The sequence below is a fragment of the Leptothermofonsia sp. ETS-13 genome, assembly GCF_049200465.1.
GTDB lineage: Bacteria > Cyanobacteriota > Cyanobacteriia > Leptolyngbyales > Leptolyngbyaceae > Leptothermofonsia.
Map to the genome: position 1 here is coordinate 1,688,569 of NZ_CP120836.1, position 16,850 is coordinate 1,705,418.

15 protein-coding genes are annotated in these 16,850 nt (G+C 50.4%); 7 read left to right on the forward strand and 8 right to left on the reverse strand.

Translation table 11 applies throughout. The features are described 5' to 3' along the window. Nucleotides 1-288 precede the first annotated feature (288 nt). Together P4D80_RS07520 and P4D80_RS07525 are read right to left on the reverse strand one after the other, a co-directional pair. On the reverse strand, nt 289-3,648 hold the full coding sequence (locus tag P4D80_RS07520) for an efflux RND transporter permease subunit (protein WP_421658383.1): 3,360 nt from the start codon (nt 3,646-3,648) through the stop codon (nt 289-291). A gap of 191 nt (nt 3,649-3,839) precedes the next feature. Then, entirely contained in the window at nt 3,840-4,352 is a 513-nt protein-coding gene (locus P4D80_RS07525; protein WP_421658385.1) for a hypothetical protein, read from the reverse strand. A 257-nt stretch (nt 4,353-4,609) separates the two neighbouring features. Between P4D80_RS07525 and serA the strand changes: the two genes are divergently transcribed. Both serA and prmA read left to right on the forward strand, forming a co-directional pair. Continuing rightward, nucleotides 4,610-6,190, forward strand: coding sequence for a phosphoglycerate dehydrogenase (gene serA / locus P4D80_RS07530; protein ID WP_421658386.1), 1,581 nt, complete (start codon nt 4,610-4,612; stop codon nt 6,188-6,190). A 284-nt stretch (nt 6,191-6,474) separates the two neighbouring features. Further along, entirely contained in the window at nt 6,475-7,383 is a 909-nt protein-coding gene (prmA, locus tag P4D80_RS07535; RefSeq protein WP_421658387.1) for a 50S ribosomal protein L11 methyltransferase, read from the forward strand. Between the two features lie 229 nt (nt 7,384-7,612). Here prmA and P4D80_RS07540 read toward each other — a convergent pair whose 3' ends face one another. Together P4D80_RS07540 and P4D80_RS07545 are read right to left on the reverse strand one after the other, a co-directional pair. Further along, on the reverse strand, nt 7,613-7,834 hold the full coding sequence (locus P4D80_RS07540; protein WP_421658388.1) for a response regulator transcription factor: 222 nt from the start codon (nt 7,832-7,834) through the stop codon (nt 7,613-7,615). Then, on the reverse strand, nt 7,806-8,261 hold the full coding sequence (locus tag P4D80_RS07545) for a response regulator transcription factor (protein ID WP_421658389.1): 456 nt from the start codon (nt 8,259-8,261) through the stop codon (nt 7,806-7,808). The genes P4D80_RS07540 and P4D80_RS07545 overlap by 29 nt, the downstream gene beginning before the upstream one ends. Nucleotides 8,262-8,636: 375 nt before the next feature. Here P4D80_RS07545 and P4D80_RS07550 point away from each other — a divergent pair, with 375 nt between their 5' ends. After that, nucleotides 8,637-8,807, forward strand: coding sequence for a hypothetical protein (locus P4D80_RS07550; RefSeq protein WP_421658391.1), 171 nt, complete (start codon nt 8,637-8,639; stop codon nt 8,805-8,807). A 7-nt stretch (nt 8,808-8,814) separates the two neighbouring features. Next, nucleotides 8,815-9,783, forward strand: a complete 969-nt coding sequence (locus P4D80_RS07555; protein ID WP_421658392.1) for an IS630 family transposase — start codon at nt 8,815-8,817, stop codon at nt 9,781-9,783. Between the two features lie 169 nt (nt 9,784-9,952). Here the strand turns inward: P4D80_RS07555 and P4D80_RS07560 are convergent, their stop codons facing one another. Further along, nucleotides 9,953-10,225 (reverse strand): DUF2171 domain-containing protein, encoded by a 273-nt coding sequence (locus P4D80_RS07560; protein WP_421658393.1) that lies wholly within the window; start codon nt 10,223-10,225, stop codon nt 9,953-9,955. A 748-nt stretch (nt 10,226-10,973) separates the two neighbouring features. On the opposite strand from P4D80_RS07560, the gene P4D80_RS07565 reads away from it, so the two are divergent. The 3 genes from P4D80_RS07565 (at nt 10,974) to P4D80_RS07575 (ending at nt 14,145) form a co-directional block, all read left to right on the forward strand. Continuing rightward, on the forward strand, nt 10,974-12,083 hold the full coding sequence (locus P4D80_RS07565) for an HlyD family efflux transporter periplasmic adaptor subunit (RefSeq protein ID WP_421658395.1): 1,110 nt from the start codon (nt 10,974-10,976) through the stop codon (nt 12,081-12,083). Beyond that, entirely contained in the window at nt 12,083-13,240 is a 1,158-nt protein-coding gene (devC, locus tag P4D80_RS07570) for an ABC transporter permease DevC (protein ID WP_421658396.1), read from the forward strand. The genes P4D80_RS07565 and devC overlap by 1 nt, the downstream gene beginning before the upstream one ends. A gap of 209 nt (nt 13,241-13,449) precedes the next feature. Beyond that, on the forward strand, nt 13,450-14,145 hold the full coding sequence (locus P4D80_RS07575; protein WP_421658397.1) for a DevA family ABC transporter ATP-binding protein: 696 nt from the start codon (nt 13,450-13,452) through the stop codon (nt 14,143-14,145). Between the two features lie 10 nt (nt 14,146-14,155). Here P4D80_RS07575 and P4D80_RS07580 read toward each other — a convergent pair whose 3' ends face one another. From P4D80_RS07580 to P4D80_RS07590, 3 genes are all read right to left on the reverse strand, one after another. After that, nucleotides 14,156-14,770 carry a hypothetical protein gene (locus tag P4D80_RS07580; protein ID WP_421658398.1) on the reverse strand — a complete coding sequence of 205 codons (615 nt, stop codon included), beginning with the start codon at nt 14,768-14,770 and terminating at the stop codon, nt 14,156-14,158. 65 nt (nt 14,771-14,835) lie between these two features. Then, on the reverse strand, nt 14,836-15,783 hold the full coding sequence (locus P4D80_RS07585; RefSeq protein WP_421659502.1) for a YihY/virulence factor BrkB family protein: 948 nt from the start codon (nt 15,781-15,783) through the stop codon (nt 14,836-14,838). Beyond that, the gene (locus tag P4D80_RS07590; RefSeq protein ID WP_421658399.1) at nt 15,752-16,165 is read right to left on the reverse strand and encodes a response regulator; all 414 of its coding nucleotides are present in this window, start codon (nt 16,163-16,165) and stop codon (nt 15,752-15,754) included. The genes P4D80_RS07585 and P4D80_RS07590 overlap by 32 nt, the downstream gene beginning before the upstream one ends. Between the last annotated feature and the right edge of the window lie 685 nt (nt 16,166-16,850).

Below are 16,850 nucleotides of genomic sequence, written 5' to 3' on the forward strand. Positions count from 1 at the left end.
ATCGCAGTACCAGCTACAGGACTTATAAAAAGGTGCATCTCGATCTTAAACCCCGCCCATAAATTGGTAGATAAATCTGTGGGAGGGGGATGGGTGGATGGTGAATAGGTAGATGGGTAAAGGGTGAATGAGTGATAGTGTGATGGGATGATAGAGTAGTTGCTCTTCCCATCGGGTTTGTCAATTTTTTTGTGGCAACCCTGGAAAAGGGGTCGAGGGAATCAGGGTTGCAAGGAGTCAAAGCCCCGTCGTTAAACACCCCATTTACTCCCTCACTCCCCCTTCCCTTTAATTCCTCAAAGCTTTCGTAACAACTCGCCTGACAAAAGAGGTTCCTCGCTCCAGCACTCGCTTGCTTCCCAATTTTCCAATCCATTCATGCAGCAGCACATAGAAGCAGGGAATGATGAACAGAGTGAGTAGGGTCGCCAGGGACAGCCCCGAAAAGACAACTACCCCCAGCGGCTGAAGAAATTCTGCCCCTTCACCAAGGCCCAGGGCCAGCGGAAACAGCCCCAATACAGTCGTAATTGTGGTCATCATAATCGGACGGAGACGTTGGGGAGCGGCTTGCAGAATCGCAGTGGCCCGGTCTACCGCCCCCTGCTCCCGAATCTGGTTAGCCATTTCCACCATAATGATGGCGTTGTTGACCACAATCCCCACCAGCAGTACAGCACCCACCAGTACCGTAATTCCGATCGCCGTCTGGGTAACAAACAATCCCAGAATACCTCCTGCCAGAGCCAGAGGTACGGTCAGCATAATCACCAGCGGGTCAACCAGAGAGTTGTACTGCACCGCCATCACTACAAACACCAGAAAGGCAGCCAGTGCCCCCAGCACTTTGAGAGAATTTTGCAGTTGTTCACTGGTTTGAGCAGCATAACCTGGCAGGATCGTGACCCCTTCCGGCAACTCCAGCTTTGCCAGCGTGGTTTCTACCTGAGCCAGTGCCGCTCCCAAACTTGCCCCTTTATTCAAATTCCCGGCAATCAGAAAAACCGGACGTTGATTAATCCGCTGAATTTCACCGGGAGCCTGTCCCTCCTCAATTTGGGCGACATCCCCTAACTGCACTAGGGCATTGTTGCTGGTAAACAACGGCAACTGCCGCAGTTGGGATGGCTGCTGCACCCGGCTTTGGTCAAGCTGCACCCGGATATCCACCAACCGCTCCTGACGCTGAAGCTGGGTAGGCACAGAGCCTTCAATCGCCGTCTTCACTGTATTTCCAATCTCCTGCGCAGTTAACCCCAATACCGCTGCCCGTTCCCAGTCGGGTTTAATTTGCACCTCTGGTTGGCGGTCTTCCCCATCGGGGCGAAAATTGGCCAGGGTCACCTGTTCATCCAGGGCTGCCAGAACCTGCTGCCCGGCCTGGCGTAGAACTTCTGCATTCTGTCCCTGTAACACCACATCTAGATCTGCATTGCGAATGGGCGAATTGTTCAAATTCAATCCCCGCACACTATCCGGCACCAGCCGCAGACGAATTCCTGCCAGATTGAGCTGATCCAGTTTCCGGCTGACGCGCTGGGTGTAAGCCACTACATCACTGCCCGGTTTTAGCGTAATTGTACTGGAACTGCGCGTAGGGTTTGCAAACACAAAACTGGCAAATAGTGCTCCTCCTGTTGTGGTAAAGGCATACTCCGTTTCTGGTTGCTGGCGCAAAATCTCATCTACTGATTCCATTACCCGGCGATTGGTTTCCAGAGAGGTGCCCGGCGGAAATTGGGCGAACAACCTTGCCTGTCCAGTATTAATACGGGGCAGCACCTCCTGAGGAATTTGCCCCACCATCAACAAACTTCCACCACCTAATACCAGCACAGCAGCAGCAATCACCAGTGTCCGTCGCCGCAGCAAGCGAACCAACAATCGACCGTAGGAACGGGTGATCGCCTCAAACCGTTGGTTAAACTGCCGCAATAGCCAGAACTGACTTAACCGGCTCGACCAGCCAATCGTCAATAGCCGGGAGGACATCATCGGAACGACAGTCAGGGCAATCAACAATGACGCCGCGACCGCAAAACTGATGGTCAAAATCAATTCATTAAATAACAGTGAAACAAATCCGCCCAGCAACAAAAATGGCAGCACGGATACCAGGTTCGTTGCTGTCGAAGCGACCAGGGCAGACTCCACTTCCTCACCACTGGATTCTGCCAACCGTAGAATCTGGGACTGGGAAATTTTCGCTGAGGAAGGGGCGATCGCTGATTGCAAATCTTCCTCAACTTCCTTAACCCGTCCCAGGCCGTTTCCATTGCCGACATGACCGTTTGTCACTGACGTATTCTGGTGAATTCGGTTAGCGATGTTCTCCAGCATAACAATGGAGTTATCCACCACAATACCAACCCCGATCGCCAGCCCACCCAAACTAAAAATATTCAACGACAGCCCAAACAAACCCATCAGAATGATTGCGGCCAGACTCGCCAGGGGAATGGCAATGACAATAATCAATGTCTGACGCAGGGAGCCCAGAAACAGAAACACCGCGATCGCTGCCAGCAAAGCTCCAGACAACCCCGCACTCGTCACATTGGCAATGGAGTTTTTGATGAACCGGGATTCATCCAGCGTTGGCGTAATTACCATATCCGGGGAAATCAAGCCCGCCCGCCGTAACTCATCAATCCGCTGCTTGACCCCATCCACCACCTGAACCGTGTTCGCCTCCGGCTGCTTCTGAATGCTAATCTTAACCGCAGGTTCCCCATTCAGATTAACCAGTACCCGCTCTTCCTCGGTGCCATCAATCACCTCAGCAAAATCCCGCAAGTAAACTCGTTGGGAAGGCGGCAGACCAGAAATCTCCTGACTCCTGGTTCCTAGCTCCTGGCTCTCGACTCCCGACCCCTGCCCCCTGAGCACAAACTGCAAATCCCGAATCTCCTCTGCCTCCCGAAACCGCCCTACCGAGCGAGTCAAGGGTTCAGCCGTCTGACCTAAGATGCGCCCGCCTGAGATATCCTGATTGCGCTCCTCTAACCCATTCAGCACATCATTAATGCCCAAACCCAGCGACTGCAAGCGATTCAAGTCAATTTTGACCCGCACTTCTTCCCTCAACCCACCCGACACATCCGCAGAAGCAACTCCCGGTACAACTGTCAACTCGCGGGCCAGTTCCTCATCAGCAAACACTCGCAAGTCCACACCTCGTAAAGTCGGAGAGGTGAGGGCAAATTCATAAACCGGAAGCTGGGTTGGATCAAACTTAAAGATGCGGGGAGATTCAATTTCATCGGGTAGACGATTACGGTAGCGGTTGAAAGTGGCAGTCGCATCGTTTAGTGCCTGGTCAACGTTGCTTCCCGGTTGAAAAAACAAATCCAGGCTAACCTGACCCTCACGAGTTTGAGAATAAATCTGAACCACCCCTTCCGTGGTAGAAAGCGCCTGTTCCAGCGGTTTTGTAATTTCATCCACCGCAACTTCAGGGGAGATCCCAGGCGCATCTAACCGTACCCCAATTCGGGGGTAGGTAATGGAAGGCAGCAAATCCACAGGCAGGCGTGTGAGATAGAAAAAGCCCAGAATCAGCACTGTCAGCATCAGCATCAGAATGCCGATATGTCGCCGGATGGAGAGCTTGCTAAAGCTAAACCCGGATTGTTGGAAGTTCTGCATGCCTTGTTATTAGAAGTTGTTTTGTTGTTAGCAGGAAGGGGGGAAGGGGAGAAAGGGGGGAAAGGGAGCAAGTGCCTATAGCCAAATAGCCAATAGCTAACAACCAGCCGTCGCCCACTCAAAACTCAGGGCAGGCAAGGAGGCACTGCCCCTTCCTCATCCACCCATTCCTCATCCGCCCTCCCACTCCATCACTCCCTTAGATCGCTATAGCCTTGAATATTTTCAGGGTCAAATTGACGTAAAATACTTGTTGCTCGTCTGGTTAAGGTTTCTGAGCCCTTCACCACGACCAGATACTTTCCAGCATTCAGACGGTTACGATAGGGTAGAGCATCCCCACCGCCTACGATTAGTCCCACACCACCACCGACAAAAAAGCTCCCCATTGCTCCGGCGATCGCTCCTAATAACCCCCCGATGACATGATTACCTATTTCCCCAGCCCAGGCAAAGGTATTGAGTCCAGTAATCAGGCTGAAGATAAAACCAGCTGCAAAACCGAAAGGAATAAGCCAGGAAGACATCAACTTCGCCAATTTTCCAGCCTCCTCCTGGGGATCAATCAAGCCATACTCATCTGCACTTTGATATCCCCGTCCCAGGATGGCAACATTCTCCATCGGCAAGCCCTCTTTTTCCAGGGCAGAGTAAGCCTCTTCTGCCTGGATGCGATCGCTTAACACAGCAACAAGGTAATTCATGGGATCACAGGTACGCTTCAACTATCAGCCTACCAGTGGAAGTCAACAAGATTGCAAATTAAAAGATCTAGACTTTTTCAATCAATTGATGCTCAAAATAACGTAATTTAAAGATTCTGTCTATCAGCTACTGTTCATACTTCCTTAACGAAAAAAGCCTTTAATCTTAGCACTAAGACTTTTTGAGAGCGGTTGCTGGTTAAATGGCTCCTGCATTGTTTCCCAAGGCACATTTCTGTTTAGTTCCCTAGTTTGCCATGCCTAAAGTTCTAGTCTCAGATCCCATTGATCAGGTTGGGATTGATATCCTTTCCCAGGTTGCTCAAGTTGATGTTAAGACCGATTTATCTCCCGATGATCTCATTCGCATCATTTCAGAATACGACGCATTGATGATCCGCTCCAGCACTCGCGTGACTAAAGACGTGATTGAAGCGGGTGACAACCTCAAAATTATTGGGCGAGCCGGAGTGGGGGTTGATAACGTTGATGTACTGGCAGCTACCCGCAAGGGGATCGTGGTTGTCAATTCGCCAGAAGGAAATACAATCGCCGCCGCCGAACATGCCCTGGCATTAATGATGGCCATGTCTCGCTACATTCCAGATGCCAATCAATCCGTTAAAAGTGGCAAGTGGGATCGCAAAAGTTTTACTGGTGTCGAAGTTTATAAAAAGACGTTAGGTATTGTTGGGTTGGGCAAAATCGGTGCCCATGTGGCGACCGTGGCACGTGCCATGGGAATGAAGTTACTGGCCTACGATCCCTTTATTTCCCATGAACGAGCCGAACAGTTAGGTTGTCGCCTGGTTGAACTGGATCTGCTACTCCAGGAATCGGACTACATCACTCTGCACATTCCCAAAACTCCAGAGACCAAACATCTCATTAATGCAGAGGCGATCGCCAAAATGAAACCCACCGCCCGCATTATCAACTGCGCCCGTGGCGGCATCATCGATGAAGCGGCCTTAGCCGAAGCCCTGAAGCAGGGCAGAATTGCCGGTGCGGCTCTGGATGTTTACGAAGAGGAACCCTTAAAGGACTCTCCCCTGAAAGAACTGGGCAAAGAAATTGTGATGACGCCCCATTTGGGAGCTTCCACCGAAGAAGCCCAGGTGAATGTAGCGATCGACGTTGCTGAGCAAATCCGGGATGTGCTGCTGGGTCTACCCGCCCGCTCCGCTGTTAACATTCCCGGTCTGCGCCCCGACCTCCTGGAGCAACTGCGCCCCTACCTGCAACTGGCAGAAACCCTGGGAAATCTGGTTGCCCAACTGGCCGGTGGACGCATCGAGTCTCTCAACATTCGGCTTCAGGGTGAACTCGCCACCAATCAGAGCCAGCCCATCGTCATTGCTGCCCTGAAAGGCTTACTCTCCCATGCACTACAGGAACGGGTTAACTACGTCAATGCTAGCCTGGAAGCCAAGGAGCGCGGCATCCACGTGATTGAAACCCGTGATGCTTCTATCCGGGATTACACTGGGTCATTGCTGCTGACGGCCAAGGGCTCACTTGGAGAACACTCCGTTAGCGGAGCCTTGCTGGGCGAGTCAGAAATGCGAATCACCAGTGTTGACGATTTCCCCGTCAACGTGCCACCCAACCGCTACATGCTGTTTACCTTGCACCGCGACATGCCGGGTATTATCGGTAAGATTGGTTCCCTGTTAGGGAGTTTCAATGTCAATATCGCCAGTATGCAAGTGGGGCGTAAGATTGTCAGAGGAGACGCCGTCATGGTGCTTAGCATTGATGACCCCCTGCCCGAAGGAATCTTGAACGAGATCCTGAAAGTTCCGGGGATTCGGGATGCGTATACGGTAACGTTGTAAAAAGTTTTGAGTTTTGAGTCTTGAGTTAAAGTTTACTCTCAAAATTCAACACTAAAATTCAGGACTCAACGCTCCCTTTCCTGAGAATTTGGTGATAGTTATAGCCGTCGCCAGGTTGCTTAGGAAATTGGCTTTAAGTGGGTGTGTGGGCTTCGCCCCCAGCCAGGGGTTCCACCCCTGCACCCCGTTCAAATTTCAAGAAGGATCGCTATATTTCACGATTTTGTTTGGGAAAGAGTCGCTTACGTACTCTTTCATCAGCAAGCCGGGAGAACCAACGCTCTATGGCGAACAGCTGGTGGGAAATTCAAGTCCTTTGTGATCTGGCGCTGGAAGATGCCATCTTCTGGCGATTAGAGGAATTTGGTTGCCGGGGCACCGCCAGCGAGAGGAAGGGAAACTCCTGCTTAATCGGTGCCTACCTGCCCCAGGAACAGGCCCATGTGCTAGATCTGGCCGCACTGGCGCTATTACTGCGTCAGGATGCGCTTTGTATGGGACAACCTGTTCCCGCGATTCAGTGGAATCTGATTGACGAAGAAGACTGGGCCAGTACCTGGAAGGAACACTGGCAACCACAGGAAGTGGGCGATCGCTTCCTCATCTATCCCGCCTGGCTGCCCGTACCGGAACAGTCTGAGCGCATTCTACTGCGCCTAGAACCAGGGGTCGCCTTTGGCACAGGCGATCATCAAACAACCCAGCTTTGCCTGGAATCCCTGGAAATGCGACTGGGCTCTCCCTTTGAAAAAGAAACCGGGGGCGAAGGTCTGATTTTAGCGGATATTGGCTGTGGTTCTGGTATTCTCTCCATTGGAGCGATTTTGCTTGGTGCAAAAAAAGTCTATGCCGTTGACACTGACCCTCTGGCGGTTAAATCTACCCTGGAAAATCGAGAGCTGAACCAGATCAACGCCAATCAACTGGAAGTTGCCCAGGGCAGCGTAGACCAGGTGGCTCAAATGATATCAGCCCCACTGGATGGAATTGTTAGTAACATTCTGGCTGAGGTGATTATTGACCTGATTCCGGGCATGACCGCGATCGTCAAACCCAATGCCTGGGGCATCCTTAGTGGAATCCTGCTGGATCAAATCAAGCCCGTAGCCGATACGTTAGAGGAAAACGGTTGGATTGTCGCGGCTCTGTGGAAACGACAGGATTGGTGCTGTCTCAACGTGCGGCGGTCTTGATTACCCACCCCCTCTCAAAACATAAAGCAGGCACAGACCGGTGCCCCTACAATTTCACCTCACCCCTCACTTGTCTAACAACTAACAACCAGCAACTAAGTAGGTAGCCATCATTAATCATAAAAGGGGATGGGAATCTTAAAAGGGGATGTGGGGGCTTCGCCCCCACATCCCCTTTTAAGCCAATTTCTTAAACAATCTAGCGACAGCTATAACAACTTCCCTACCCTCAAGCCATATTATTCTCAATTGCCCAGCGTGCCAGCTCAGTCCGATTGTGCAAACCTGTCTTGCCCAGCATATTACTGACATGGCTTTCAATCGTGCGCTGGCTAACATTCAGCTCGTCTGCAATCTCACGGTTGGCCATACCGCGGGCCACAAACTGAACCACACGTAACTCCGTGGGAGTCAGCTCCACATCAAACGGCACCTGAATTTTTTGGCGCACTGTCTGTTCCCCGACCGGGACGCTCCGCAATGCGGGCAGCCTGCTTGAGTGAAGACTCTACCTGAGCAACCAGCTCTTCCGGCTCAAATGGCTTGACCATGTAGACATCTGCACCCGTATTTAGTCCCTTGACCCGGTCCTGACTTTGCCCTTTGGCTGAAAGAAATAGAACTGGAATCCAACTAGTGCGGGGGTCTTCCCGAACGTGTCTCACCAGTGAATAGCCATCCATTTCAGGCATCATCACATCACAAATGATCATATCTGGAATGTCACCTTCCAGGACTTCCAGTGCTTCTCGACCATTTTCAGCCGTGACCACCTCATACCCTCGAAATTCCAGGTAGTCCTTGACTAGCAGGATGAGGTTAGGGTCGTCGTCAATAAGCAGCAGTCGCTTATGATTTCCTACACTGGCTTCCTTCATGCTTGGCTACTCACTAATTCCTGGATATCGATGTTCTGGGATCTATAAAATCTTTGCAAGAACTTCAAAAAACTAAAAGTGGCTCTTCAAAAAGTTCTGTCTATTTCCATAAGGTAAACTAATCCATATCTTCTGAACACTATTTTAGGTAGACTCAGGGTAATTGCTGAAATTTCAATCATTCTAAATACTAAACTGAACACTCGTAAAAACCTAGACAGGTGGAACCGAACCTTGTGCTATTATATAACCTCCTTAAAAAAATATTTATAGAGCTATCGATCTGGGGTTGTTTAGTTGAAATGTTTGCAGACTAGTACCGCGCGGCGGAAATGGGCATATCCTGAAGGAGTCGGTGTTGGAGGATTGAGTCTGATGCCTGGTCCCGCCCTTCCCGCCCTGATTGTGAGTGAATCCGAGCGTCGTGAACTAGAGCAGTTGGTGAAGCGACCAAGTACGCCCCAACAACTGGCATTGCGAGCGCAGATCATTCTGCGTGCCAGCCAGGGAGACAGCCAAGGTCAGATTGCTCGAGAGCTCGGCTGAGTTGCCAGTGTCGGAGCGCTTAGCCGATGCCCCCCGTCCCGGTGCCCCCGCCACGTTTACCTTGGAGCAAATCACTCAACTCTATGCCCTCGCATGTGCTCCGCCCGAGCACTCTGGACGCCCCATCAGTCACTGGACCCCTCCAGAGTTAGCTGATCAACTGGTCAAACAAGGCCTTGTGGCGCGGATCAGTGGTCGCCATGTCAGGCGTTTGTTAGCCGAAGCCGAACTGAAACCGCACCAGAGTCCCTACTGGCTTCATCCCCCCCCCGACCCGGACTTTGCCACCAAAGTCCAAGACATCTGCCAGGTCTACGAACAAGCGGCTGCGCGGGCCGAACGTGGGGAGATGACCTACAGTCTTGATGAAATGACGGGCATCCAAGCCTTGGAGCGCGTGATGCCGGATATTGAGATGAAACCCGGACGCTGTGTGCGGGTGGAATTTGAGTACCAGCGTCATGGCACCCAAAGCCTGATTGCCACCTTGAATGTCGCCACTGGACGCATTGACCAGGCGACTGTGGGCGACACCCGAACCGAGCAAGATTTAGCGGCTCATCTCGACGCCCTACTCGCCCAAGTCACCGATGCCCCTAAAATTCATCTGGTCATGGACTGTCTCAACACCCACCAATCGGTAGCTCTGGTGCCACTGGCGGTCGCCCTGGAACCCGAACCACCGCCGTTAGGGCGCAAAGGCAAATCCGGCATCCTGAAATCGATGGCCACCCGGGCTGCTTTCTTGAGCAATCCACAGCACCGCCTGGTCATACATTTCACCCCAAAGCATTGCTCCTGGCTCAACCCAATCCAAATCTGGTTCTCCATTCTCAGGCGCAAGTGGCTGCGACGGGCCAGTTTCACTAGTCAAGCTCAGCTCAGAGCCAAGATTCTTGACTTCATCGACTACTTCAATCGCACCATGGCCAAACCTTTCGAGTGGAACTATACGGGCAAGCCTCTGACCTCATGACAGCTATGTGTTGTTATGCCGCTGGGTACTAGTGGTTTGTCAGTATTAATTAGTTTTGCATCCTGGATTGAGCCAGATTGGCTATTTGATAAGTTTTCAACTCACCAAATAGCCTTAAAGACCACTGATGGGTGTAGCAATAACGACCAGTTTATCCTTTAGATGTCAGCTAGATGTCAGCAGGTGGTTGATCAATCAATTGAGACACGGCTTCTTCAGCTCGCTTATTGAGATACACCGCTTCATTATTTACAGATTCAACCCAATCAAGCGGGAACCAGTGGCATCTCCCATCATGAGAATCATCCTTGGTTAATTTAATGTATTTCCCGCCCTCTATCCGGTCTACAGTGCCAATATGCACACCGGGAGCACCTTCCATGCTGCCCATACCCTTCGCATGAACCATTAAATGTTCTTTAATTTGAGATACATCAACCATATGAAAACTCCTCTTAAAAAGAAACTAGTGCATGAAAACTAAAGTTTGAAATGAAGCGTAGAATAATCTCTATTAATTATCACTCTCAAAGCTTTTCTGGGAAAATATTCTGAAATAATTTAAGTCCGCGTAAAAGAAGCACTTAATTATAGATCTTGCAAACACTTGCAAACACAAAGTTCATCATCCTTTAGATAGGATAGCTATCGTCAGCCCCCCGCCTTCTTAAGAGTTTAGCTCCAGGTTAATCAGGGCGTTACCAAAGAAGTCGCAGAGCTGAATTCTATTAATAGACAGATAACTTGAATAGGCTTTATACCTTCTGCTAAGGAGATTTGCCTGCTATTTCCAGGATTCCTCTAGGCTATTCAAAAACTTGATGGTTCAGGCTGGAACAGAGACACCAGAAATATAGCTGTCGCCAGATTGCTGAGGACATTGGCCTGAAAGGGAGTGGGGGGCTTTGCCCCAGTCAGGGGTTCCACCCCTGCACCCTGTCCTAAGCCTGGTGACTATCGTTATACCTTAAATTAGCTTTCTGCTGAGTGGAGTTCTTCTCTGTAGAAGAGAGAGCGGGTCTGTACTTGAGGATAGACTCAAAGGTTGACACTTAATGTATTAATGTATCGACTAATGCATCGACAAATAAGGGGTGCAATAGAATGGCGGTTGTTCCGACTCCCATAAGAATTGTCTAAAATTCTGCTAAGTAATAGAGGGGCAATCTGTCTTTGTGGAGCTGTGCTGTGTGCTAGATCCTTTTTCTAAATCTCCTAGTAAGTTCATTGCAGTCCTTATTATCCTTGCTCTGGGCGTTGCAGGTTGGGGGATTTTCCTGGCGTTACGCCCCTCTTCAACCAATCAGACTGCCAGCACCTCTCCTTCCCCATCGGCATCCCCTAGCCAGCCAGAGGGAGCAATTTCGGCTCTGGGACGTTTGGAGCCTGGAGGAGAAGTGTTTTGTGTTGCGGCTTCTTCTTCCAGTGTTGGTTTCAGCAGTGTGATTCGCAGATGGATGGTGAAAGAGGGCGATCGCGTCAAGCAGAATCAGGTAATTGCAGTAATGGATACCTACGATCGCCTTTACGCGGCGGCTCTTCAGGCTCAAGCTCAAGTGCAGGAAGCCCAGACTCGGGTCGCTCAGGCAAAGACCGGGGCCAAGCCTGCAGAGATCCAGGCTCAGCGGGCAGAAGCAGCTCGGTGGGAAGCCGAACGGGCGAATGCGCTGGCCGAGTACCAGCGTTACGAGCAGCTTTACAAAGCAGGTGCCATTTCTAAATCTGATCTGGATAGCCGCTTCTTGGCCCTGCAAACCACCACTCGACAGATTGAACAGGCGATTAGTAAAGCCAATAGTCTGGCCCAGGTGCGTCCCGTAGACGTACAGCAGGCAGAAGCCCAGCTTCAGGTAGCGATCGCAAACCTGCAACGGGCAAAGGCTGAACTGGAAACGGCGGCGGTTCGTTCTCCCATCACAGGGCAGGTACTCAAAATACGGGTGAAGGAAGGGGAACAGATTGGTACCCTGGGCAGTACAAACAGCCAGGAATGTAACGGTGTAGCTGAATTGGGCAAAACTGATCAGATGTATGCTGTTGCCGAAGTCGATGAAACCTCGATTTCCAGGGTGAGGCCAGGGCAACGAGCCAGCGTTACCAGCCTTAGTCAGGCTTTTCCCGGCAGCCTTTCTGGCACTGTTGAACGAGTAGGTCTGCAAATTCGCAGAAATGATGTATTGAACACCGACCCGGTTGCTGATACGGATACCCGTGTGGTTGAGGTCAGAGTTCGGCTAGATGACAGCAGACCCGTTGCCAAGCTAACCAATGCCAGAGTCAGCGTCAAGATTGCTCCGTGATGTTTGCCATTCCCCTTGCCTGGTTACAGCTGAAACGAGAACGTATCCGCTTCCTTGTCGCCCTTGCAGGGATTGGGTTTGCGGTTATTTTGATGTTCATTCAAATGGGGTTTCAGGATGCCTTGTTTGACAGTGCTGTGCGTCTGCATCAGAACCTGAAAGGAGATGTGTTTTTAATCAGCCCGCAATCCACTGCGCTGATTGCAATGCGTAGCTTTTCCCAGCGTCGCCTGTATCAGGCGCTAGGCTATGAAGGGGTTGAATCGGTTAGCCCCATCTACCTGGGTTTCGCCTTTTGGAAGAACCCGGTAAATCGCAATACGCGCAGCATTCTGGCGATCGCCTTTGACCCGGCAAATCCCGTATTTGGTCCCGAAATTCTGCCCAATCTTGACCCCATCCGGTTTCCGGATGTAGTACTGTTTGATGATAAATCGAGAGAGGAGTTTGGTCCAATCGCAAAGCTATTCAACGAAGGAAAACCCGTGATTACAGAAATTGATGGTCGGCGGGTTACCGTTGGGGGGCTATTTAGCCTGGGAGCTTCCTTTGGAGCTGATGGTAACTTCATTACCAGCGACCTTAACTTTCTTCGCATCTTTAGCGGACGCAAACCGGGACACATCGACGCAGGCTCAATCAAATTAAAGCCCGGAGCTGATGTTCAGAAACTGGTGAATGCCCTGAAACGGGACATGGAGGAGGTGACGAGGGATGTTAGAGTTTTGACGAAACAGGAATTTGTTGAATTTGAACAGAAATACTGGAAAGACAGCACTGCCATTGGCTACATCTTTACCCTGGGAGCGGCGATCGGCTTTGTCGTTGGCACAGTCATTGTCTACCAGATCCTTTATACCGATGTCACAGACCATCTGGCAGAATATGCCACATTAAAGGCAATGGGTTACAAAAACCTTTATTTGCTATCGGTGGTCTTTCAGGAGGCTCTTATCCTTTCGGTTTTAGGATACATCCCCGGATTTTTCCTTTCTGTCGGGTTGTATCAACTAACTCAAAATGCAACCTCTCTGCCCATCGGCATGACAACTGCCAGAGCAATCCTGGTCTTCTGTTTAACGGTCATGATGTGCCTCATTTCCGGGGCGATCGCCGTCCGCAAAGTCCAGGACGCAGATCCAGCCGACATTTTTTAGTTACCAGGTACTAGTTAGGAGAGGGGGGATGGGTGAAGGGTAACGGGGTGATAGAAGGAGAGCAGGAAGAAGAAAGAAGAAAGAAGAAAGAAGAAAGAAGAAAGAAGCTAGGAGCCAGAAAGAGTGGATGGGTAGATGAGTGCCCCATCCATTCATCTATCCATCTACCTCTTCATCACTCCATCCCCCCATCACCCATCCCCCTCTCTATGCCAGACCCCATTATCGCCATTGATCGTGTCAATCACTATTACGGAACTGGGCGGTTGCGTAAGCAGGTATTGTTTGAGATCACGAGTGAGATTCAACCGGGCGAAATTGTTATCATGACGGGTCCTTCTGGGTCTGGTAAAACCACTCTGCTGACACTGATTGGTGCTCTGCGTTCTACTCAAGAGGGCAGTATGAAAGTACTGGGGGAGGAATTAAAGGGGGCTCCCCAAAGAAAACTCGTTGAACTACGGCGCAACATTGGCTACATCTTCCAGTCCCACAACCTTTTGAACTCTCTTACAGCCCGTCAAAATGTGCAGATGTCAATTGAGCTACACGATCAACTGTCCGACAAAGACCGCAGACATAAGGCAGAGGCGATGTTGGAAGCGGTTGGGTTGGGCGAGTGGATAGATTACTATCCCCATGAGCTTTCGGGAGGGCAGAAGCAGCGAGTGGCGATCGCCCGTGCCCTTGTCAGTCAACCCAAAATTGTCCTGGCCGATGAGCCCACGGCTGCTCTGGATAGAAAATCCGGTCGAGATGTGGTTGAAATCATGCAGAGGCTAGCAAAACAACAGGGCTCTGCTATTCTGTTGGTAACTCATGACAATCGGATTCTGGATGTTGCTGATCGCATTCTTCACATGGAAGATGGACGGCTCTACTCCCGCGAGGTGACAGTCCTGTAGAGCAAGGGATTCAGGGTTCAAGAATTTTGACTAAGATTCGCAAAAGGTCTTCTAAATCGGCAGGAACACGATAAAGGTTGAGGTCTTGAGTCACTTCACGAGATTGGCGATCAAACTGTCCAAATTGCCAGATATTTCCGGTTGAAATTGCCCCTTGCAGAATGGTTTGGTCTGACTCGATCCACTGATCAAGGGCAATCAGTTCAATCGCCAGTTGCACAAAACCTCGTTCCAGGTCTTCGTTTTTGGCTTCGATCACTAGAAACGTTTGGTGATTTTGAAGCAAGTAGTCTAGCGTTCCCTTAAGTTGGTTGTTGACAGCAATGGGATATTCAACATTGAGAGTGGCCTGGGTGTAGTGCAAGACATCAGTCAGCACTGGGGCAATCAGAAACTCTCGCCGTGCCATTTCGCTGGTGAGGCTCAGGCGGGGCAGGCTTTCTTCAATGCGAGTTTTGAGGTCGTTGAGGCGATCGAGCATTCCGGCATAGCGGGGCAGGGTCAGAGAGCAACGCCGCAGGGAAACGTTGAAATACGCCAGAATGTCTTGTGGAGCAAAGTTGAGCCTGAAGTAATCGGTAAAGGTGTAGGACTGATCGGGTTGAATAATGGCGGCTCTGGGCATGGCACACCTCCTTGAATGGGATGATGAAGATCATGAATCCAGAAGAGTAAGGTTTGGCGATCATTTCATTGCCTTACCCTAACTCTCTGGTCCTTATTTCCCCTACTGGCTGCCCGCATTGCCGCTCCAACCGTAACATTCAACTGTGCCCCCATCAACAGAACCAGAGAGCACAGGTAAAGCCATAGCAGCAGTACAATCACCGCACCAACCGCGCCATACACCCTGTTATATTGCCCAAACCGGGAAACATAGAACCGAAATACACCAGAGAGAAAGGCCCAAAAAACAGCTGCCAGGATGGCACCCGGAAGAATGGGATTACCCCTTGTCCAGCGGCTTGGTCCAAATCGGTAAATAAAAGCAAAAGCCAGCACCACAATCCCCAGAGCCAGGGGTAATGTCAATAATCGCCATCCAGTTAATACCCAGGGCTCCAATCCTCCGCTGTGGACTGCCACTAACTTAATCCCCAGGTCGCTGATAAAGATCAGCAGGGATGCCGTCATGAGCAGCAAAATGGTACCGACAGTCAACCCCAGAGAGACTAGCTTGGCTTTCCAAAAAGGGCGAACCTGAGCAGGCGGAATCTGGTGAATCTGGTCAAGCGCACTCATGGCTGCACTCAACGCCCCTGAAGCAGCCCACAAGGAGATAATGAAACTTAGTGAAAACAACCCTTCACTTCTGATATGGGTAATTTCCTGAATGAAGTTTTGAACCAGGGTCAAGACTTCTTTGGGCACGACCCGCGACAACTGGTTAGCCAGTTCCAGCAATGTCTTTTCAGAAGTCTTAACCAGGCCAGCCGCTGTAAACAGCGCCAGAATCGCTGGAAACAGGGCCAGCATCTCGTTGTAGGCCATTTCTGATGCCAGACCAGGTAGCCGCTGCCTGGCAGTTCGCTTCAGAATTTCCCAAAGAACTGCGGGGGTGAGATATTTCCAGAAACGAAAAAAGCGGCTACTCAGCGTTCTCTCCTCAACTTGAAAGGGGATAGGCCATGTTGAGATAGTGGTATATCAGAACTTCTAAGCTCTCAAGCTCATAGGGTTTCAGCAGGTAACCGTCATACCCTGCCCGAAAAGCAGTTTCCTGATCTTGTAACCGCGCCATCGCCGTAACAGCAATCACAGGAATTTCTTGGGTCTGGGGATCCTGCCGAAGTTGGCTAACGATCTCAAATCCATCCATGTCAGGCAACATGATATCTAGAAAAATGAGATTGGGAAGAGATTGTTTTGCCAGTCGTAATGCTGATTGACCGTCGATAGCAGTGAGAACCGAGCAGGGCAGCAGTAATGACAATTGGTAGCCTAGCAGCATCAAGTTGTCCTGATCGTCATCTACTGTGAGAATGACTGCTTGCCGATTGAAATCCCAGGGGGAAGGCATGTCGTGCTCCATTGGGGAAAGTAACAAATTGAGTCTGCTTTTAAGAAGAGCAGACGACAGACTTCCTTAGCGGCAAACTTGGTGCAATACAAATTTAGCGCTTTCGAATGGCTGTTCGACTTTCCCCACCAGGTTGGCAGTGAAATCCATCTTGAGGCAGAAGATAACTCCAAGCTGATTAAGGGACTGCTCAATGCCAGCTTCTAGTATGACGCTTTAGAAAAAGCTCTAGCTATATTAATAAATTAATCTTAAGAAAATCCTAGGATCTGCAACAAAGCTAGCGAAATGCAGCTATGCATGGTTTGTAATCTACCGCAATTGTCCTCTCTAAGTCAGCTATAGCATTCACAAATAGTTTGTGGACAAGGGCTTCGCCCCTACGCAGGGGTTCCACCTCTGCACCCTGTTCAAATTTCAAGCGGGATCGCTATACCCTGTAAGCAGAAGTCATCATTAATTTGTAAAGGGGGGAGTGGGGCTACGCCCCCAGGAGGGGGTTTCCACCCTCTCCATCCCCGAAATTATCCCTAATTTAATTACGCCTAGCTACTTACACATAAGTGATTTGTTTCCGCTGGAAACCTCTCAGACCTAACCCCCAAACCCCTTCCCTCGTTGCTACTGTGTATACACGGTCGCTCTAAGCCAGAGGTTAAGGTTTGTTTAGCTACAAAGCTCACTA